This window comes from Bacillus sp. z50 (assembly GCF_058313585.1).
This window is the reverse complement of record NZ_JBZFQL010000006.1, coordinates 156,995-177,254: the sequence shown is the minus strand read 5'-3', so window position 1 is coordinate 177,254 and position 20,260 is coordinate 156,995. Positions and strand designations below refer to the sequence as shown.

The window sequence follows — 20,260 nt, the reverse complement described above, 5'->3', positions numbered from 1 at the left end:
TTATATCCAGTCCTCATCTTTTTAGTGTGTAACTTGGTGTCTGTGACCAGTTATATAAGAAATTTAAATAATCAGGTATTTGAAATTCAGCAGATTCATCGGGTTAGGATAGAATCGTGTATAATGCCTTTTCTAGAGTTTTTGCATTTTTTTCAGTAATCTCAGCCTTACGTGGGATGGGCTTGTACATATCAGGTGGATCTTCCCATGTAGTGGGTAATGTAACGGGTGCTAATGCTGACCAATGATTGACCCAATCGACAGGCAACTCACCTGAACAATTCGAATTATTAGTCATTTCTAGCCATATTAGGGACCAGGCACGCGGAACCACTCTCCAGATATCATATCCACCGCCACCAACTGCTATCCACTTACCTTGACAGTACTGGTGTGCAAGCTTATGGGCCAGTTTTGGGATGGATTGATAGATTGCAGTGGTAGCAGAAAGGTGCGTTAATGGATCATAGTAATGAGCGTCAGCGCCGTTTTGAGTTAAAATAACGTCTGGGCGAAAAAATTCTATGACAGATTTAAAGGATTTTTCATAGCACTCGAGCCATGATTCATCCTCCGTAAAGGCATCGAGGGGGATATTAAATGAATAACCATATCCTTTTCCATTTCCACGTTCAGTAATATTGCCAGTTCCAGGGAATAGGTAGCGACCTGTTTCGTGAATGGACAGTGTACAAACAGAAGGATCATCATAAAAAGTCCACTGAACACCATCTCCATGATGGGCATCCGTATCTACGTAGAGAACTCTGGCATTATATTTTTTTTGCATATATTTAATGGCAACAGAGCTGTCATTATAGATACAGAATCCGGAGGCTTTCCCTCTAAAGCCATGATGCAAACCACCGCCCAGGTTTATGGCATGCTGAGCACGCCCTTCCATTACTTCATCAACGGCAGACAATGTTCCTCCCACAAGCCAGGCGCTTGCCTCATGCATTCCAGAGAAAATGGGGGTGTCTTCGGTCCCAATTCCATAATTTAATGCTTTATCCTGGTCAAGCTTTCCTTGTCCGGCTAATCTAATCGCACTGATGTAATCGGGATCATGCACCAGGCTTAATTCCTCATCTGTTGCCATTCGTGGTTTGATGCAGTCATCCTCTTTCAGGGCATTCATTTTATTTAATAAGTCTACTGTTATTTGCAGCCGTTTTTGGTTAAAAGGATGGTTATCATTAAATTTGTAGGAAAGTAAATCGGTTGAATAAACAAATGAGGCTTCCTTCATAGAGTGCTCTCCGGTATATCTGGCCATAATACCTCATATCCGGATGACCGTAGGCCCTGTACGATTTTCAGCGGGTTCATTGTTTGAATCCTTAGTACCAAGACTTTAAATGCCGGGTCTTCTTTATATGGATAAATGAAAATGCTATTTACATTGGAATTGTGGCCTTTGATGACTTCGGCTATTTCACTGAGCGTACCTGATTTATTAGTGACCTTCACCTCTATTTGGGATGCAGGCTGATTTGAGCCAGTAAGTTCTACATATGTATGCAGAAGATCTGTTTCAGTAATAATCCCGACTAATTTGTTGTCGCTGATCACAGGCATACAAGATATCTTTTGTTCATAGAATACAAATGCAATCTCTTCAACGAAATCAAGTGGGTGTGCTGTATAAATATCGGTAATCATGATATCGCTTATTGGCTTTAGAAGGTCTTCCTTATATTCATCAAGATGGAAGATAGATGGAGTTGCAGAGCGGATATCGACATCACATAACAGGCCGATTAACCGTTGTTCATCATCTACTATTGGTATATGCCTGATTTTTTTTTGTTTTACTAAATCAATTGCCTGCTGGAGTGTAGCATTTTTTTGAAGCGTAATAACATCCTTGATCATGATATCCTCAATAATCACAAGTAGCCCTCCTCAAAAATCAGTTCGTTCAATACATATATCGATTCATGAATCGTAATTGATCGAATTTTTGAATACTCTCTTTTTTAACGTTTTTCCCGATTCTGGCCATTAAACAATTGGCTGGATGGGAGCAAATTTCAGGGTCATCAGTGGCATACCATTCCAAGCCACCGGCACTCATCATTTTCTCCATCATTTTTCGATATTCCCATACATTTAATCCGCTGCCTTTTAAATCCCAATGCCAATAATATTCTGTGGTAATAATAATGTAATTTTCCATCCACTCATCCATCATAGCCACGCGGATCAAGTTTTTCCCGACCGCACATCCGCGATATTCACGGATTACTTCAATAGCACCCAATTCCAGTAAGTCATCCATTTTCCCTTCAGACCATCTTTCAAGAGGATCTGGGTATAAATAAGTGACATATCCGACAATGACATCGCCGGCCCTCGCAATAATAATTCGGCCTTCAGGAAGGCTGCTGATTTGAATTAAAGCCTTATGCTGCTTCTCAGGAACCCTAAAGGCAACGAGACCCTCATGAAATTCAAGATTTTCTAATTGATCTCGAGATACCGGGCCCTCGATAACTAACGGCCCACATGGGGTTTGCAATTCCTTCAAATTATACGTTTTTTTATGCTCCATCCATACACCACCCAGGTCACATTTTAAAGCTATTATACAGCACTTTAAATCCATAAATGCTTCATGATATGAACTTTTTAAGTCATATGTAGTGGAAATTAAGAAGCTTACTGGCATAATTATTTTAAACACTTAATGGGGATGTTATCTTAAAAACACTACAATTATAAAAATTGTAACATATTAGTGTAACTTATTAAATATTTTAAAAATTGAGATAAAATGGATTTTGTACTATACTATCAATATATTATCTTTGATCAGGGGGGAATAATTATGAAACTGGAAGCGCTTTCTGTTGTGCAAGGGGATTATAATTTAGCAAACTATGAGGAAATCTACAGATCATTTGACTGGAAGGATGTAGAGCAGGAATTCTCTTGGAATGAAACGGGTAAAGTGAATGCGGCATACGAATGTATTGACAGGCATACTGAAAATTTCAGGCGCAATAAGGTAGCATTATATTATAAGGACCCTAATCGCTATGAGAAGTATACATATAGTGATATGAAAGATTTATCGAATAAAGCAGGAAATGTTCTGAAGGAATATGGGAATGTAACAAAAGGTGACAGGGTATTTATTTTTATGCCGAGATCACCGGAATTGTATTTCACAGTGCTGGGTGCGATAAAATTGGGAGCTATTGTCGGCCCGTTATTTGAGGCATTTATGGAAGGGGCGGTTAAGGATCGATTGGAAGATAGTGAAGCCAGTGTAATCGTCACTACCCCTGAATTATTGTCTAGAATTCCTGCAGATGACCTGCCAGCATTGAAACATATTTTTGTAGTAGGAGATAATGTAGAGGAAACTGGTAAATATATAGATTTTAACAGCAAATATGAAAATGCATCTAAAAAATTAGATATAGAATGGGTAGATCGGGAAGACGGTCTGATTCTACATTATACTTCCGGTTCAACCGGTAAGCCAAAGGGTGTTCTGCATGCGCATAATTCAATGATTCAGCATCTGAAAACCGGACAATGGGTACTCGACCTAAAAGAAGAGGATGTATATTGGTGTACAGCGGATCCAGGCTGGGTCACAGGAACGTCTTATGGGATATTTGCTCCGTGGCTAAATGGAGCCTCTTCTGTGGTCACAGGTGGACGATTTAGCCCGGAAGCTTGGTATCAAACCATTGAAGATTTCCATGTAACCGTGTGGTACAGTGCCCCTACTGCATTCCGTATGCTGATGGGTGCAGGGGATGAGGTAGTAAAACAATTTGATTTATCCAGCCTTCGCCACTTACTAAGTGTAGGTGAACCTTTAAATCCTGAAGTTATTAAATGGGGACAAAAAGTATTCTCCAAACGTATCCATGATACATGGTGGATGACAGAGACCGGTGCACAACTAATCTGTAACTATCCAAGTATGGAGATTAAACCGGGTTCTATGGGTAAGCCAATTCCTGGAGTCGAGGCTGCCATCGTAGATGACCAAGGGAATGAAGTACCGCCTTATCGTATGGGCAATTTAGCAATTAAAAAAGGATGGCCATCCATGATGAGGCAAATCTGGAATAATCCACAAAAGTATGAATCCTATTTTATGCCATCAGGATGGTATGTTTCAGGCGATTCAGCTTATATGGATGAAGATGGGTACTTCTGGTTCCAGGGCAGAATTGATGATGTTATTATGACATCCGGAGAACGGGTAGGACCTTTTGAGGTTGAAAGCAAGCTGGTAGAACATCCGGCGGTTGCTGAAGCGGGTGTAATAGGCAAACCGGATCCTGTACGGGGTGAAATCATTAAAGCATTTATTGCCCTCAGGTCTGGATACGAGCCTTCGGATGAGCTGAAAGAGGATATCAGGCTATTTGTTAAACAAGGGCTTGCTGCACATGCTTCACCAAGAGAGATTGAGTTCAAGGATAAACTGCCGAAAACACGCAGTGGTAAAATTATGCGCAGGGTATTAAAAGCTTGGGAGCTTGAATTGCCAACAGGCGACTTATCAACGATGGAAGATTAAAACAGGGGTGTTTATAAGGTGATTTAACCCTTATAAACACCCCTTTTTTTGGTTTTTACAAAGGATATGAGCAAATGGAATACATATCATTCCATTTAGCAGGAAGAGTGGGGGAAATGAAGAATATTAACCTAATGAAGTTTCAAGAAACCGATTTTAAGGATTATTATAGTTTGGTAAGTAATGAGAAGGTTATGGCCCAAATAACAGAACGGGCTCTGCCTTTAGAGGAGGCAAGGTTGAACTATCAAAAGATATTGCAACGTAATAAGAAACATGAAAACTTTGGGACTTTTAAAATTTTTGATGCTTCCGTTCAGAGATTCATTGGACTCGGATCTTTAATTTTAAATGAAAAACTTACTGACGAAGCTGAAATTGGCTATATGATTCTACCTGAACATTGGGGGCAACGGTATGGGACAGATATTGCCGAAGTATTAATTGGAAAAGTGAGGAAATCGGAATTGAAGAAATTAGTGGCGATAATAGACCCTAATAATATTCCTTCGAGAAAAATATTAGCTAATCTTGGATTCAAATCTGAAAAGGTCTGTGCGATAGATGGGTTACCAGGGGAAATTATGAGTAAACTTTTATAAAAAATCATTTACCAATTACATAAGTTTTTTAATTTTAATAGGATAGTAAAAATAGATAAATTGATAATTGATTAGCCAGAAAAGAAATGGAGTGATGCCGATGAAACTATTGAACAAATTACCTAAATTTACATACGGAATTAACGAAGAATAACTGGATTCTTCTGAAAGAACCAAGGAATATAGTCAGTACAATTTTATTCTCTCTACCTTTTATGATTCTTGCAACACTCCTTTCTGGTGCAATTATGAATATCTTTTCAAGCTTTTCTTTTTACGATTTTGGACTGACACCTGATGGAATTAACATCACCATTAACGTAAGTATGAACATAGTTAATTTAGGTATGATTGTTTGTTTAGTCCTATTGGTAGTCATACACGAATTCATTCATTTGTTGTTCATATCCAATTTTATTAAATCAAAAAATACCTATATGGGATTCACATGGGTCGGCGCGTTTGTTATAACAGAAGATGAAATTCCTAAAGCTAGATATATCATCATTACACTTGCTCCTTTTATAATTATTTCAATCGTACTCCCTCTGTTATTAGGTGCATTGGGTATTTTAACCACACCAATAAAATTTTTAATACTATTAAATTCCATGTCATCCTCTGTTGATCTGCTTCTTTTTTTATTTATCCTTACACAGGTCCCAAGAAAAGCCTCTTTAAGAAGTAATGGGACAAATACATACCGGAAATGCATCTAATTGCATAGGAATTGTTGAGTTATTTTTATTAAATGATGAAGAAAAGTAACATCATTTTGCTATATAGAAATTAAAGATTGTAGTTTAAAAGGGGCTTGATAAAGTGAAAGAATGGTTTGGTTCTTCAGGTCTATGTATCAATGACAATGGTCAATTGTTAATGGTTCTGCAGGGGAAACCTGAAGAGAAAAATTATGGTCTATTCCATCGGGCGGTAAAGAAGTAGATGAAAGTTTTGAACAGTGCTGTATTAGAGAGATGGAAGAAGAAACGGGATATTTAACAGAAATTGTTGAAGAAGTTAAGGTAAAAAGGGTAATATATGAAACACACAATATTACTGCTGAAGTTCGCTACTATATAGTGAGGATTATGGGTGGTGAAAGAAATATTCGGGATCCGGACGGTCTTATTTATGATATTGCCTGGAAAGACCTTGAGGAATTAAAAACACTGAAGTTAACATATCCTGAGGACAGAGATTTTCTTATTCAATATATATGAAGGGATTCTAGTAATCCTATATATATCGGGGATTGCAAAAAATAGTTGATTGATAGATATAGAGAAAGGCTGTTCCGATAGTCGAGTGTGATGCCGACCTGGAACAGCCTCTTTTTTATTCCTCTGTATTTTCATCATGCTCTTGTTCTTCGGCATGAACTGGTTTTTCATCTTCTTTTGGATCTTTCTTCTCTTCTTTTGGATCTTTCTTCTCTTCTTTTTTATCTTCTGCCTTCTCTTTTTTTACTTCTTTAGGCTTAGGTTCCGGCTTAGGAACTGGTTTATATTCGATAATAGAGGATGGAGCAGATTCATTACCAGCTATATCCACTGCAGTAATGTAGTACTTTCCATTTCCATCTGTTTTATAGCTGAGTGTATTGTCAGCTTTGATACTGGCTACTTTAGCACCATTTCTATAAACACGATATCCAACTATGTCAGAGTCACCAGAAGATTTCCAGTTGATGACTTTCTCCTTTGAAGTAACTGCCGGTGCTCCAGGTACTTTCCCGTTATCATTCATTTTCGAAGCTCCGATAGCTGCCCCTTCAAATTCAGAGCCTTTTGGCGTAATAGATGATTTATCAATAAGGTATTTTGCTCCTGTAATGTTAGAAAAGTCGGCATTGATCACAAGACCGGTTTCTGTGAATTCCTCTGGAGTAGACCCCAGTGCCACATATTTCTTACCATTTATGAACACATATCTTTCGCTTGATGTTGCCAAATTGCCGTTCTCAGATGAAGGAAGATATTTGGCATTGAAATAATCGGATTTTGCGAGTCCTGCATCTATACATGATTTGGATGCCAGGGAACCGGTCAATGTGCAATAGGATCTGGATACAATTCCACCTGGCATTTGGTGTCGCTTCGAAGTCCCGACTAAGTTTGGTGCAACATCATAAGCTGAATTAATTAATTGTGCCCATAATGTTTGATTTCGCTGTGAATAACTCATTCCATATGTATCCACAGATGCATTTGAATCATATCCCATCCAAACTCCAAATGTGACATTTGGATTGGTCGCGACCATCCAGGCATCATGAAAGTTCTGGCTAGTGCCGGTTTTGCCGGCCCAGTCGGCTGAAAACTTCAATTTATTGTTTAAACCTGCTGCTGTTCCAGAGGTGATGACATCCCTCATCATGTCAATTGTTAAATAAGCTGTTTGTGGACTGAATACATCCGTCTTCGCTTTTTTATGTTGGTAAATGGTCTTTCCATTAGAATCTACTATTTTTTCGATCATATAGCTATCTACGAATTGTCCACCATTTGCAAATGTTGCATAGGCATTCGTATTCTCTTCTACGGTTACGCCTCTGGCTAATGCACCCAAAGACGTGGAAAGGTTTGTATAATCTTGCTTTTCTAAAGAGGTGAAGCCCATTTTTTCAAGATATTTTACTGGGTTGCGATTTATAATTTCCGCATATTGAACCGCTGCCGGTATATTATAGGATCTCTTTAATGCTTCACGTGCAGAGGTTATACCGGTAATTCCGCCGCCAGCATAGTTTCCTGGACTCCAACCGCGAATGTTCACAGGTGCATTGACCAAAGTTTTGCCTGGATAGGAAACTCCGTACTCCATTGCTGGTGCATATACAAGTAGTGGCTTCATTGTTGAACCATTTGAACGTACAGCTGATGTAGCATGATTAAGCTGCTCCCGTTTAAAATCACGGCCTCCAACGAAGCTGAGTATTTTTCCGGTAGAGTTTTCAATTAGCATGGCGCCAACTTCAATTGGTTCATTCTCTATATAGGTTTCTCCTGTATCCGGATTCTTTTTCTCCACCTGGCGGGTACCCTGATAATAAGGGTAATTTTTAGTGACTTTTTGCATATTGTCATACATTTTTTTGTTTATGGTTGTATGAATTTGATAGCCATTTTGTCGGATGGCCTGATCAGCCAGAGTATAGTATTGCTTATATAGGTCATCGTCTTTTTCTAAATCCTTGCTTGAAAGCCCATCGTTCTTTGCCAATATTGGCATCATGATTTCAATTGCTCTTTTTTCTACTTCATATGTTAAGTATGGATACTTTTCAGTAGGATATGTTTGTTTCTTTGCAAGGTCTTTCTTAATATCATATTTTAATGCTTTATCATATTCTTCCTTTGTAATGGCATCGTTGGTATACATTCTTTTAAGAACTGTTTTCATACGATTGATACCTGGGGAAAGGTCCTCCTTCACTTCACCGGATTGTGTAAATGGTGTATAAAGGTATGGATTCTTTGGTAATCCCGCAATAAAGGCAGCCTGTGGCAGAGTTAAATCTTTGGCATCTACCCCGAAAATGCCATCCGCTGCAGCCTGGACACCGGCAATATTACGGCCGGAGGAATTTCTGCCAAACGGTGAGACATTCAGATAAGCTTCTAAAATCTCATCTTTTTTCATGAATTTTTCAAGGCGTAATGCCAGCAGGATTTCCTTCGCCTTACGATCAAAGGAAACCTCATTCGTTAAGATTTGTTGTTTTATTAATTGTTGTGTCAGTGTGCTTCCTCCTGATTGGACAGAAGAATTTGTCACTTCCTGAAGTAAAGCTCGAATGATGGCTTTTGGTACAACACCCTTATGCTCATAAAAATAGGAATCTTCTGTGGAAATTAATGCTGTCTTAACGTAATCCGAAACATTTTCCAGTTTCACTGCTTTACGTTCAAGATCAGAACGCATTTTCCCCATATATACATTGCTTGCAAAATAAATCTCAGATGTTTCTTCATAACTGGACACACTTGATTTAAGCTGTTCCTTGCTCCTGATTGGTTCGTCTTTTACCATAGATGCAAAGTAACCAGCTCCAACTCCGCCAGCAAATGCCATCCCGATGACAGATACAATTAAGAAGATTAATAGATTATTCCAGATAACCTGATAGGAAATACGTGCTCTTCGCTGTACAACGGGTTTGTTTACAAAGTCCCACAATGGCGCAAGCCTTTCTTTAAGTTTTATAAAAATATCTTTCATTCATTCACTCCCCCAACAAATCACATACATTATAGCATAAGCAAGTGTTTCAGGTAGGTATAGTTTCTCTATATTAGCGAAACAATACAATTATTGGGTTTGACAAACAGTTTGTTATTATGGTAAAAAAAGCATAACCAATATTATATATTTGATGCGATAACAGGATTTCAGTAGTTAGTTCGCCAATGTTTAAGAGAGCCGGTGGGTGGTGTAAACCGGTACAAGCGAAATGATGAATTACCTCCTCGAGCAGCATTCGGGAATGCTTTATGTAAAGCTGTGTAGCGAATGCCGGAACCTTTCCGTTAAAAGGATAAGCGGCGAGACAGTTATATGTTTCGCAAGTTGGGTGGTACCGCGATAGTAATCGTCCCTTCATTTAGATGAAGGGGCGTTTTTTATTTTAATCTAATCTAAACAGTAAGAGGTGGAGAAGGATGAATATTTTAGATGATTTACGTTTTAGAGGTCTCGTGAATCAATTTACAGATGAAGAGGGATTGGAAAAATTATTACAGGAAGAAAGCGTGAAACTATATGCTGGCTTCGATCCGACTGCCGATAGCTTGCATATTGGTCACTTGTTACCTATTTTAATCCTGAAACGATTCCAGTTAGCAGGACATCAGCCAATCCCATTAGTCGGCGGAGCGACAGGTATGATAGGAGACCCAAGTGGTAAAAAAGCTGAGCGTACGTTAAATACAGAGGATGTTGTTCACCAATGGACTGCACGTATTAAAGATCAGCTTTCCCGTTTCCTCGACTTCGAAACTGGTGAGAATAAAGCAATCATGGCTAATAACTATGACTGGATTGGCAACATGAACTTAATTACGTTCCTTCGGGATATTGGGAAACATTTTGGACTCAACTACATGCTTGCTAAAGATTCTGTACAATCCCGTATTGAGTCTGGTATCTCGTTTACTGAATTCAGTTACATGATCATGCAATCTCTTGATTTCCTGAAGTTATACGAAACTCAAGGCTGCCGTTTACAAATCGGCGGAAGTGATCAATGGGGAAATATTACCGCAGGTCTGGAATTAATTCGTAAAACGAAGGAAGATGCAAAAGCCTTTGGTTTAACGGTTCCATTAGTTACAAAATCAGATGGAACTAAGTTTGGTAAAACAGAAGGCGGAGCGGTATGGTTAGATCGTGAAAAAACGTCTCCATATGAGTTCTACCAGTTCTGGATTAATACAGATGACCGTGATGTTATTAAATACATTAAATACTTTACATTCTTAAGCAAAGAAGAAATCGAAGCGCTTGAGAAAGAGGTTGCTGAAGCTCCGGAAAAACGGGCAGCTCAGAAGGCGCTTGCTGAGGAAGTAACGAAACTTGTTCATGGTAAAGAAGCTTTACAACAAGCAATCAATATTTCTAAAGCTTTATTTAGCGGTGATATTAAGCAATTATCTGTAGAAGAAATTCGCCAGGGCTTCAAGGATGTACCAAGCTTTGAAGTGGGCAGCAATGAGGAACTGCTCTTGGTAGATTTACTAGTAAATGCAAAAATTTCTCCTTCTAAACGTCAGGCGCGTGAGGATATCACAAATGGTGCGATCTACATCAACGGTGAAAGAGTCACAGACCTCGCTCATACGATGACAGAGGATGATAAGCTAGAAGGACAATTCACGGTAATTCGCCGCGGTAAAAAGAAATACACGCTTATTAAGTACGCATGATAGAAAGAAGAAAGGGCTGTCTCGGTTAGGCAGCCCTTTTAATGTATAGTAAGATATTTTTCTTATTGTGCTTTATTATAAATGGTTGAAAGAAATAAAATTGAAATGAATATTAAGTATTTTTACTTACTGTTTTAAAAATAATTGTGTCCAATAATGTTTCCATGAACCACCTTCGGCATACCCAATTCCGATATGGGTATAACGTGCATCGAGAATATTCGCTTTGTGCCCTGGGCTATTCATCCAACTGTTCACTACAGATGCAGGAGTAATTTGTCCAGCTGCAATATTTTCACCAAGCATCGTGAAAGAAATATTGAATTTTTTTACCATTTCTCCCGGAGACCCGTATGTGGGGCTTGTATGATTGAAATAATTGTTATCACGCATATCTTTTGATTTAACTTCGGCAACTTTCGAAAGACTATTTAAATTTTTCAAAGGTGCTATATTTACTTTTGCGCGTTCTTGGTTAACCAATCGAAGAACCTCGGTTGCATAATTAGATGCTTTAGTTTCTTTAGTACCTACTTTAATAATTTGATTCACTGCTTTTTTTGTTACTTTAGACGATATTTTTTTTGTGCTAATTAGCTTTCCATTTTTTAACGTTTTCTTGTATATGATCGTTTGATTTCCGTTGCTTCCTTTTTGGACGACTTTCGTAGTGCCTTTTGCTAAAGTATTGTCATTTTGTTTAATTGTTTTATATTTTATTGCTGCTTTTGAAGTTGTTGTAACTGTCTTCGAATCTTTCACTTTAGATTTTAAAATCCATCCCGTTTTTCCACCGTACTTTGCTTTGGCATATTTATCGGAAGTAGTTGAATAAACAATTATTGTTGCCTCTTTGTTAATCGTTTTCAGCGTGCCGGAGTTATTTTTTGCTAGCTTTTTCAGGGTTGTTTTTTCAGTAGTGTACATTGTTTTATTTGTTACGGGAGCCTTGGATGTTAAATAATTTATTGATACCCATCCATTTTTTTTGTTAACTTTGACATATCCCCAGTTACCGCTCTTTTTAGTTACAATCAATTTTGTATTTTTCTTTACGGCCGTAATAATTTTTGACGATGATGATGCTTTCTCCCTCACATTTAAATTGTCTGCAGTTACGTACATCGTTTTGGAAGCAGCCTCAACCTGATTACTATTCGTTAAAAATAGTACAGTAAAACTTAAGAAAACAGTTAAAATTCCAGCAATATATTTTTTCATCTTAGTTGTTGGTATTCCTCATTAAAATTAAGAAGCCAACAAATTCCCCTCCTCTTTGTTAGTAATAATTTACACAATTAACTATATTATCACAATTTTTGATTAGTTTGTTAATAAAATATTAAATAAACTATTATATTTTTTCTGATTTTTATTTTTTTCATTTTTCATTTTCTCGCCTACTACAATATGTATAGATTGGTATAAGTATCAGTTACTCTAATAGTTGGGATAGTCTTGAAATGAAGGAGGTAACAAACCGTTATTCTACTGTACTGTCTAATAAGTGAATGATAAATTTGATCCACAATATAGTTCTTTTATAATACATCTGAAGAGGTGACTAATTTCTATTTGTAGATAAAGTTAGAGGGGATTTAATTTCCGATTTTTAGTGAGTTTGATGCTGGCTTTTACTTTATGTGATTGAAAAGTATTCCAAAAGAAATTGATTTAATAGATATGTCCACACCTATGTTAAGTACACCAAAACAGATCTTGTTAGGACTCCAAACCTAAGATCTGTTTTAGGTTTGGAGTCCCGTTTAATGGTGTTTACAGATGATGTCATGGTAAATTTTTAAGGTATTGCCTGGTCTTCGTTTTTCCAAAAACAAAGAGAGAATTAAGTGTCATTTGCTTCATAATTCCTATAAATAATATTTCGAGTCTGATTATAAGTTTAGTAATTATATTTTCTACACAAATAAAAACCCTGGAAACAAGGTTTCCAGGGTTTTTGAATACGCTATTTACAAAGCGTATTAATTAACGAGAGTAGAACTCAACGATAAGAGCTTCGTTAATTTCAGCTGGTAATTCAGAACGCTCAGGTAAGCGAGTGAATGTACCTTCTAACTTGTCAGCATCGAAAGTTAGGTAGTCAGGTACGAAGTTGTTTACTTCCATAGCTTCCTTGATGATATCAAGGTTACGGGATTTTTCACGTACTCCGATTACTTGACCAGGAGCTAAACGGTAAGATGGGATGTCAACGCGACGTCCATCAACCAAGATGTGCCCGTGGTTTACAAGCTGACGAGCTTGACGACGAGTACGAGCTAAACCTAAACGGTAAACAATGTTATCAAGGCGAGAATCAAGAAGAATCATGAAGTTTTCACCTTGTTTACCAGGCATTTTAGCAGCACGATCGAACATTGTGCGGAATTGACGTTCGTTCACACCGTACATGTGACGAAGTTTTTGTTTTTCTTGCAATTGCAAACCGTATTCGGAAAGCTTTTTGCGTTGGTTAGGACCGTGTTGTCCTGGTGCGTAAGGACGCTTTTCTAATTCTTTACCTGTACCGCTTAGGGAAATTCCTAAACGACGGGATAGTTTCCAGCTTGGACCTGTATAACGAGCCATAAGAAGACTCCTCCTTGAATGTTTTTATTTTTGTAAAATAAAAACTGATGTTTACAAACATTACTGCCATTTCATTTTCATGTACCTTCGCCCTAGCAGCAGCGGGTTACAAGATACACCTCATGGTAGAGGAATGAAATGAACGAATAAAGATGTGAACATAAGCTGCGATATTTTACACAAAGAATATTGTATAATTTATTGTTACATAAGTCAAGGGATTCTCTTAAATGGAATCGTTACAATATGATGCTTCCTTCACAGGTTTAAATAAAAAATGTAATTATATTGAAAGAAAGTAATGATTATTTTAGCATATATTGGTAAAATGCAGGTATAAAGTATTATTTTTTTAAAAATCAATCTAAATTTATAAAAAATACGAAATAAAATATGACAACAGGTGTTGATTAATGTGATGGTAGATAATCAATTAAATCTGAGCTGGGAAACAAATTTAAAAAGTCTATTTGTTGAATGTATGATTAAAGATGATAATGAACTCTTTTTAGATAGATTTACAGATAAAATGGTCGACTTCTTATTGGAATTATTAAGGGTGGATGAGATTGCCTGTTATTATAATGATCCTTGGAAACAAAAGCTCTATCTGGAAAAAGCGGCTTCGAAAACAGAACTCCAAAATCAGTTTGCTAGCACCATTTCACTTGATGCTTTACTAAACTCCTCAATGAAAGATTTATGTACGGAAGCCTGTGTATCATTAACTGATACATTATACCCCTTGGGAATTCCTTTATATCATGAAGGAGAATTACTGGGACTATTTGTAGTTCTTTCTGAAAATAAAGAGTTGAAAAATGATAATAGAATTGATTTATCTGAATTGAGGACAGTGATAGGAGAATTACTGCACAAGGCAATTGCAATTTCAGAACGAAAAAAGGAAGAGAAACGATATAAACTATTGCAACGGATTACGACAGAGTTTCATTCCTCTATGAATATGCATTCCGTTTTGGCGGAGGTAATAGAAACCCTGCGTGAAGTATATCCGTCCTTTGTTTACTATTTGCTAATGTCTCAGGATAGCGATAACACATTAAATCTTCCAATTAAAAGTTTGGAAATGGATGGGGAAAATTTATCTGCCATGCAGGCATATGTTTCCGGTCGTGTTCAATTTGAGGATTCAATGGAAGTGAAAAATTCTGTGTTGTATGCGCCTTTATTAGGCAAGCAGGGTGTTTATGGGGTTTTACAAGTTATTGCACCTGAAGCAGTCATATTTCCTGATACGGAAATCGAATTCATCTCTCTCCTCGCGAATACGGCAGGCGGGGCACTGGAGAATGCCCAATTATATGAACAATCCAAACGCTTAATTGCGGATTTACGTCTGATTAATGAAACATCGCATCGTCTAAATTCTACCTTGAGGCTTAGTGAAACAGTTAGTTATATGAAGCAACAAATAAATAAATCATTCCTCGCAGACGAAGTAGGCTTTTTTATGATTAGGAATAGACAGACAAAACTTGTCCCGGGAAGTTCACCTTTTTTCACTGAAGAGACATCTAAACACTACATCCAATATGTCAAAGGCAGCTTAGAGCAGGATCGGGAGGCTTTATATATTGGGGATATGGATTCGGATAAAGTCGGGCAGGATGGCCCTTATAAATCCCTTATGGCTTTCCCTATGATACATAGTGGAAAGATGGATGGTTTTTGTATTGTTCTTCATCGAGTACCGTATCATTTTACATTTGATATGTTTAAATTAATGCAGTCTCTTATTCATCATTCTTCGATGGCATTTGTGAACTCAATATTAAGAGAAGAGCTTGAAAAGATGGTCATAACTGATTATTTAACAGGTCTATATTCGAGAAATTATCTTGAAGGAAGAATGCTTGAACTGATAAATTCTGAAACTGAGGGAACGTTTATATTAATAGATATAGATAATTTCAAGCTGACAAATGATACATATGGGCACCAAAAGGGAGACGAGGTCCTTATTCAGGTAGCTGATTTAATTAAAAATAGTATTAGAGACACCGATATAGGTACAAGGTGGGGCGGGGAAGAACTGGCTATTTTCCTTCCAAAGGCACCGATAGAGGCTGGTAAAGCAGTTGCGGAAAGACTTGTTGAAAAAGTAAGAAAAGAAACAAATCCTCCGGTTACCATTTCTTGCGGTGTATCGTATTGGGAATCCAATCAGAAAAATAACAATACGATTAAAAACCTTTTCAAGCGGGCAGATGATGCCCTGTATACAGCTAAGCGATCAGGTAAAAATCAGATGATTGTATCCTGTTAATACAAAAGGGCTAAGCTCATTTTTGGCTTAGCCTTTTGTTTTTTAAATTGATTGGACAAGTATATCAACAAATTGTTTTAATCCATGTTCATCTTCTTTGTCAAAACGATTCTTTGATGGACTGTCTATATCAAGTACACCAATCAGACGGCCATCCTTCAGAATCGGCAAAACGATTTCTGATTGAGTGGCAGCATCACAGGCGATGTGTCCAGGGAATTGATGTACGTCCATTACCCTGATTATTTCTCTTTTTTCTGCCGCTGTTCCGCATACTCCCTTGCCTAAAGGAATTCGAATGCAGGCTGGGAGACCTTGAAATGGTCCAAGTATCAGTTGCTCCTCTTCATATAGGTAGAATCCTACCCAGTTCACGTCGTCCAAAAATTGATTTAAAAGGGCAGAAGCATTGCTCAAATTGGCAATTAAATTTGTTTCACCATCTATTAGGGCTTCCAGCTGTTTGCTAACCATTTGATAGTTTTCTGGTTTCGTTTTTTTATATTTTCCGACTTGAAACATCATCATTCTCCTTTCATTGTTACCCTCAATAGAGAATAACCTCTAACCATAGTCAGTACTGTCTTTTTTGTCGAGAAGTTATAGAAGGATAAGTCTCTAAAAAGAAGAACTACTTCATGTATAAGAGAAAATCCATGTGAACGCACAGCTTATGCTAGAACGGCTTTTATTCCTTTCAAATTAGCACGAAGACTTCACTTCTATTACGGTTCTGTGTAGGTCTTAGCGCAATATCCCCGATTGGTTCAACGAATACTCGGTGTTGGATGAAAGAACTCCCCGCCGAGCAAGGTTTCACTTTGTCATCTGACATTCCTAGAGAATGTTAATCATAAAGGGGGAAGATAAATTTATGGATAAACTATCGAATAAAAAAGATGATATTTTTGAAGCTGCTGTCTATTTATTCTATATGAAAGGTTATTCAGCAACTTCAATCAGAGATATCGCTGGCCGTGCCGGAGGTAATTCAGCAAATATAGCTTATCACTTTCAGCATAAGCAAGGTCTCCTTGAATATTGTTTTACAGATTTCTTCGAAGGCTATATAAGCGGTATTGAAAATATCGCTGAACAACTCCCACTCATTGGTCCGAAAGAATGTGTCTTAAAGTATACCAAATTTTGCTTGCATTATTACAGAGAAAAGTTCCTATTAACACGTCTTGTATTAAGAGAAATATCAGTAGACTCAAGCCTGAACAGAGAAATCTATACAACCTATTTATCGAAAGAAAAATTTTATATTAATTTATTCCTTGATGCTGGTATGGATTGCGGTGAATTAAAAAAGATTAATCCATCTATGTTTGTCATGAAGCTAAAAGCATTACTGAATGAACCCTTTATTCAGGCCCAATACTTCAGTGAGGTTTGGCAATTATTTACGAACGAATTGTATTTTATAAACAAGTATCAGTTAGAGATTGAACGATTTCTTAATGACTGCTTATTTGAGGAGCGTGTTTGCCCTGTCCCCATCTGACTGGATGCTAAGCGATTATTCGTTTGTTAAGATTTTTGTTTTTAGTACATCTAATCCTCTTCCAAGATCTTCCGGATGGTGAGCGTCAGATCCATAACAGAGAGGGATCCCCATTTTTATGGCTGCCTGAATAAAGGGGATGGGAGGGTACGTCTCACCGCACAAGGGTTTAAAAAGGCCGGCCGTGTTTAAATCCAGTTCATACCCACGTTCTTTTATTAATGAAAGTATTGGTAGTAAATAGGATTCTAATGGGGCATTGCTTGGATACTTTTTCTGGAATTTTGTAATTAGAGAAATATGGCCTACCCGTTTGGGCTTAAATGTCCCCAAATCACTTATAATCGATTTTTGAAGGGTATGGTAATAAGCCTTATATAGTTGATCAACAGATTGGTATTGTTCTATCATATGACCGAATTCTGTTTCACTATAATCCAGGCAATACCAGTCGTTTTGATTCTTTAAAAAGTGAACCGACAGAATCGAGTCATCCAAATAAGGGCCAATTTCATTCAGGAATTCTGTTGTTTCCTGTTCCCAGCCATCTATATAATCCACTTCCAAACCAATATTAATAGCAACCTTCGCCTTATACTTCTCTTTACAACGCCTTATTTCCTCTATATATGTGAATAACTGATCCATTTGTATGGAACTATCCCGTGTTGGAGCCGGATCAATAAACCCTTTTGGTAAAGGAGCGTGTTCGGTAAAGGTGATTTCTTCGTACCCCAGCGCTATCGCTTTTTCAATATAAGCAAAAACGGGTTCATCTGTTCCGTGCGGACAATATGGGGTATGTACATGTCCGTCCTTAAATTTCATCGAGAAAGCCTCCTTTTCGACAAATATTTTAAATAAAATATATTTTCTGGACATTAAAAGAGGGCATTGAATAATTTTTTGTAGAAAAAGTAGATTTTATTAGTTAAAAATACTTTATACCATGTTATCATTAAATCATTGATATTGAACTTATTTATATATATTATCTGTCTCGTTTTGAATAGGAGGCTTCATATGGAGTATGTAATAGGGATATTGGTGATTATCTTTATTGCCTTTATTATTGGAATATTGGCAAGGAAGAAACACTACAAAGAAATAGATAGACTTGCAGAGAAAAAAATTGACATCATGAACAGGCCGATAGCAGAAGAATTAGCCAGGGTAAAAAGTTTGAATATGACTGGTCAAACAGAGAGAATGTTTGAAAGATGGCGTAACGAATGGGATACAATCCAAACGGATCGCCTTGCCGATGTTGAGACCCTGCTGTTTGATGCAGAAGAATATGCTGACAAGTACCGATTTAATAAATCAGTGCAGGTTCAAAAGAAGATTGAGCATATTATTGAAGAAATCGAAATTACACTTTCAGCAATGCTTCATGAATTAAATGAATTGGTGGGCAGCGAGGAGCAAAATAAAAAATTAGTTGAAGAGCTTTTATTAGCTTATCGTGAACAGAAGAAACGTTTATTGGCACACCGTCATTCATTTGGTGAAGCTGCGGGTAAATTGGAAGAGGAATTTGATAAGCTTGCTCTGGATTTTGACACATTCAATAACCAAACAGAATCAGGTGATTACTTAGAGGCTAGAGAGCAAGTACTGGGCATCCAGGCTAAATTGCAAAACCTGAAAGAAAAATTGGATTTGATTCCTGATTTAATTGGGCATTGCCAAATACATATACCGGGACTTTTGCATGAACTTAAAATGGGATATGCGGAAATGTGTGAGCAAGGATATCCGTTAAGTCATATGTTTTTTGAAAATGAAATTGAAAAAATGGAAGAAAATTTAGAAAAATATAAGGAATATATTGTTGAGATAAACACCGAAGAAGCTGCAAAAGGAATCGAGGAATTAAACGAATCCATTCAATCCTATTATGATTTGTTGGAAAAAGAGGTTGTGGCACGTCAGTATGTTTTATCAGTTAAGGATTTGTATCAGCAAAAGCTAGATAAATCAATTGATCAGCTTGAGAGACTTGATGAAGAGACAGAATTGGTGAAACAAATCTATCAAATGCCGGAGAAGGAACTTGATGCACGTTCTAATCTTGATAAAACACTGATTACATTGAAATCAAAATGGGAAATGCTTAAAGAGAAAATATACGAAAGAGAGACAGCTTATACGGTATTAAAAGAGGACATCGTTGAGCTTGAATCCAAATTGGATGAACTGAAAGACTTACAAAAAGAATTTGAAGAGAAATTAAATACTCTGCGTAAGGATGAATTGGAATCAAGAGAAACGATAAGGAAGTTGCATCAAAGCATGACGGAATCCTTACGAATCATCAAAGGAAGCAATTTACCGGGTCTTCCAACTTCTTATGAATTAATGGTTATACAAGCAAAAGAAAGCATTGAAGAAGTAAAAGAGAAATTGGAAGAAAAACCATTGAATATGAATGCAGTCATGCACCATCTGGATATTGCAAGTGTTGCGGTTAGTCGTGTTCAGGAGGCTACTGTTGAATTGACTGAACAAGTAATGATGGCCGAGAAGGTTATTCAATACGGCAATCGATATAGAAGCAAATTCCCTTCAGTTGCTATTGCCCTGACCGAAGCAGAAAAGCAATTCCGCAATTATCAATACCAAGATGCTTTAGAGCATGCAGCTGAGGCAATTGAAAAAGTTGAACCGGGTTCGTTAAAAAAAATCCAAGAGTATCTTGAACATAGCAATGTATAGACCAGTCTGGACTTACCAGTCTGGTTTTTTTCTTTGTTTAATCCAGCATAAGATAGAGGCATAAGAGAAAAT

General features: G+C 37.3%; 17 protein-coding genes and 1 other annotated feature. Of the genes, 9 read left to right on the top strand and 8 right to left on the bottom strand.

What is annotated here, in order from left to right; genetic code table 11:
* Positions 1 to 103: 103 nt before the first annotated feature.
* Genes AC4G3N_RS16315 through AC4G3N_RS16305 form a run of 3 tightly spaced genes read right to left on the bottom strand, consistent with a single transcriptional unit; the run spans position 104 to position 2,557 of the window.
* A complete protein-coding gene (locus AC4G3N_RS16315; protein ID WP_139892786.1) occupies positions 104 to 1,252 on the bottom strand; it encodes an acetoin utilization protein AcuC in 1,149 nt (382 codons plus the stop codon).
* Positions 1,249 to 1,896 (bottom strand): acetoin utilization AcuB family protein, encoded by a 648-nt coding sequence (locus AC4G3N_RS16310; protein ID WP_066109041.1) that lies wholly within the window; start codon positions 1,894 to 1,896, stop codon positions 1,249 to 1,251. The genes AC4G3N_RS16315 and AC4G3N_RS16310 overlap by 4 nt, the downstream gene beginning before the upstream one ends.
* A gap of 28 nt (positions 1,897 to 1,924) precedes the next feature.
* Positions 1,925 to 2,557, bottom strand: a complete 633-nt coding sequence (locus AC4G3N_RS16305; RefSeq protein WP_066109036.1) for a GNAT family N-acetyltransferase — start codon at positions 2,555 to 2,557, stop codon at positions 1,925 to 1,927.
* 276 nt (positions 2,558 to 2,833) lie between these two features.
* Between AC4G3N_RS16305 and acsA the strand changes: the two genes are divergently transcribed.
* From acsA to AC4G3N_RS16280, 5 genes are all read left to right on the top strand, one after another.
* The gene (acsA, locus tag AC4G3N_RS16300; RefSeq protein ID WP_066109033.1) at positions 2,834 to 4,552 is read left to right on the top strand and encodes an acetate--CoA ligase; all 1,719 of its coding nucleotides are present in this window, start codon (positions 2,834 to 2,836) and stop codon (positions 4,550 to 4,552) included.
* A 116-nt stretch (positions 4,553 to 4,668) separates the two neighbouring features.
* Positions 4,669 to 5,154 carry a GNAT family N-acetyltransferase gene (locus AC4G3N_RS16295; protein WP_139892788.1) on the top strand — a complete coding sequence of 162 codons (486 nt, stop codon included), beginning with the start codon at positions 4,669 to 4,671 and terminating at the stop codon, positions 5,152 to 5,154.
* A 248-nt stretch (positions 5,155 to 5,402) separates the two neighbouring features.
* Positions 5,403 to 5,873 (top strand): DUF3267 domain-containing protein, encoded by a 471-nt coding sequence (locus AC4G3N_RS16290; protein WP_491090653.1) that lies wholly within the window; start codon positions 5,403 to 5,405, stop codon positions 5,871 to 5,873.
* 103 nt (positions 5,874 to 5,976) lie between these two features.
* Positions 5,977 to 6,099: a hypothetical protein gene (locus tag AC4G3N_RS16285; protein ID WP_257469196.1), complete on the top strand. Its 123-nt coding sequence runs from the start codon at positions 5,977 to 5,979 to the stop codon at positions 6,097 to 6,099.
* Entirely contained in the window at positions 6,075 to 6,377 is a 303-nt protein-coding gene (locus AC4G3N_RS16280; protein WP_490558479.1) for an NUDIX domain-containing protein, read from the top strand. The genes AC4G3N_RS16285 and AC4G3N_RS16280 overlap by 25 nt, the downstream gene beginning before the upstream one ends.
* A 115-nt stretch (positions 6,378 to 6,492) precedes the next feature.
* Here AC4G3N_RS16280 and AC4G3N_RS16275 read toward each other — a convergent pair whose 3' ends face one another.
* Positions 6,493 to 9,378: a transglycosylase domain-containing protein gene (locus AC4G3N_RS16275; RefSeq protein WP_491090651.1), complete on the bottom strand. Its 2,886-nt coding sequence runs from the start codon at positions 9,376 to 9,378 to the stop codon at positions 6,493 to 6,495.
* Positions 9,379 to 9,528: 150 nt separating this feature from the next.
* Positions 9,529 to 9,759: a binding site (T-box leader), on the top strand.
* Between the two features lie 59 nt (positions 9,760 to 9,818).
* Here AC4G3N_RS16275 and tyrS point away from each other — a divergent pair.
* Positions 9,819 to 11,081: a tyrosine--tRNA ligase gene (gene tyrS / locus AC4G3N_RS16270; RefSeq protein ID WP_139892790.1), complete on the top strand. Its 1,263-nt coding sequence runs from the start codon at positions 9,819 to 9,821 to the stop codon at positions 11,079 to 11,081.
* Between the two features lie 126 nt (positions 11,082 to 11,207).
* Here tyrS and AC4G3N_RS16265 read toward each other — a convergent pair whose 3' ends face one another.
* Positions 11,208 to 12,302 carry a CAP domain-containing protein gene (locus AC4G3N_RS16265; RefSeq protein ID WP_139892791.1) on the bottom strand — a complete coding sequence of 365 codons (1,095 nt, stop codon included), beginning with the start codon at positions 12,300 to 12,302 and terminating at the stop codon, positions 11,208 to 11,210.
* Positions 12,303 to 13,070: 768 nt separating this feature from the next.
* Positions 13,071 to 13,673 (bottom strand): 30S ribosomal protein S4, encoded by a 603-nt coding sequence (gene rpsD, locus AC4G3N_RS16260; RefSeq protein ID WP_066109019.1) that lies wholly within the window; start codon positions 13,671 to 13,673, stop codon positions 13,071 to 13,073.
* Positions 13,674 to 14,091: 418 nt separating this feature from the next.
* Here rpsD and AC4G3N_RS16255 point away from each other — a divergent pair, with 418 nt between their 5' ends.
* Positions 14,092 to 15,963 carry a sensor domain-containing diguanylate cyclase gene (locus AC4G3N_RS16255; protein ID WP_491090718.1) on the top strand — a complete coding sequence of 624 codons (1,872 nt, stop codon included), beginning with the start codon at positions 14,092 to 14,094 and terminating at the stop codon, positions 15,961 to 15,963.
* A gap of 42 nt (positions 15,964 to 16,005) precedes the next feature.
* Here the strand turns inward: AC4G3N_RS16255 and AC4G3N_RS16250 are convergent, their stop codons facing one another.
* Complete coding sequence (locus tag AC4G3N_RS16250) at positions 16,006 to 16,485, bottom strand: GAF domain-containing protein (RefSeq protein WP_066109018.1); 480 nt, start codon at positions 16,483 to 16,485, stop codon at positions 16,006 to 16,008.
* A gap of 352 nt (positions 16,486 to 16,837) precedes the next feature.
* On the opposite strand from AC4G3N_RS16250, the gene refZ reads away from it, so the two are divergent.
* Positions 16,838 to 17,470, top strand: a complete 633-nt coding sequence (refZ, locus tag AC4G3N_RS16245) for a forespore capture DNA-binding protein RefZ (protein WP_066109013.1) — start codon at positions 16,838 to 16,840, stop codon at positions 17,468 to 17,470.
* Between the two features lie 15 nt (positions 17,471 to 17,485).
* Here refZ and hisJ read toward each other — a convergent pair whose 3' ends face one another.
* Positions 17,486 to 18,298, bottom strand: a complete 813-nt coding sequence (gene hisJ / locus AC4G3N_RS16240; protein ID WP_139892792.1) for a histidinol-phosphatase HisJ — start codon at positions 18,296 to 18,298, stop codon at positions 17,486 to 17,488.
* 195 nt (positions 18,299 to 18,493) lie between these two features.
* On the opposite strand from hisJ, the gene ezrA reads away from it, so the two are divergent.
* Positions 18,494 to 20,188, top strand: coding sequence for a septation ring formation regulator EzrA (gene ezrA / locus AC4G3N_RS16235; protein ID WP_066109008.1), 1,695 nt, complete (start codon positions 18,494 to 18,496; stop codon positions 20,186 to 20,188).
* The last annotated feature ends 72 nt before the right edge of the window (positions 20,189 to 20,260 follow it).

Coding starts and splice junctions, on each gene's coding strand:
- refZ (WP_066109013.1), top strand. CDS start 16,838: ATGGATAAACTATCGAATAAAAAAGATGATATTTTTGAAGCTGCTGTC.
- acsA (WP_066109033.1), top strand. CDS start 2,834: ATGAAACTGGAAGCGCTTTCTGTTGTGCAAGGGGATTATAATTTAGCA.
- AC4G3N_RS16275 (WP_491090651.1), bottom strand. CDS start 9,378: ATGAAAGATATTTTTATAAAACTTAAAGAAAGGCTTGCGCCATTGTGG.
- AC4G3N_RS16290 (WP_491090653.1), top strand. CDS start 5,403: ATGAATATCTTTTCAAGCTTTTCTTTTTACGATTTTGGACTGACACCT.
- rpsD (WP_066109019.1), bottom strand. CDS start 13,673: ATGGCTCGTTATACAGGTCCAAGCTGGAAACTATCCCGTCGTTTAGGA.
- AC4G3N_RS16305 (WP_066109036.1), bottom strand. CDS start 2,557: ATGGAGCATAAAAAAACGTATAATTTGAAGGAATTGCAAACCCCATGT.
- AC4G3N_RS16255 (WP_491090718.1), top strand. CDS start 14,092: ATGGTAGATAATCAATTAAATCTGAGCTGGGAAACAAATTTAAAAAGT.
- AC4G3N_RS16265 (WP_139892791.1), bottom strand. CDS start 12,302: ATGAAAAAATATATTGCTGGAATTTTAACTGTTTTCTTAAGTTTTACT.
- ezrA (WP_066109008.1), top strand. CDS start 18,494: ATGGAGTATGTAATAGGGATATTGGTGATTATCTTTATTGCCTTTATT.
- tyrS (WP_139892790.1), top strand. CDS start 9,819: ATGAATATTTTAGATGATTTACGTTTTAGAGGTCTCGTGAATCAATTT.
- hisJ (WP_139892792.1), bottom strand. CDS start 18,298: ATGAAATTTAAGGACGGACATGTACATACCCCATATTGTCCGCACGGA.
- AC4G3N_RS16250 (WP_066109018.1), bottom strand. CDS start 16,485: ATGTTTCAAGTCGGAAAATATAAAAAAACGAAACCAGAAAACTATCAA.
- AC4G3N_RS16315 (WP_139892786.1), bottom strand. CDS start 1,252: ATGAAGGAAGCCTCATTTGTTTATTCAACCGATTTACTTTCCTACAAA.
- AC4G3N_RS16295 (WP_139892788.1), top strand. CDS start 4,669: ATGAAGAATATTAACCTAATGAAGTTTCAAGAAACCGATTTTAAGGAT.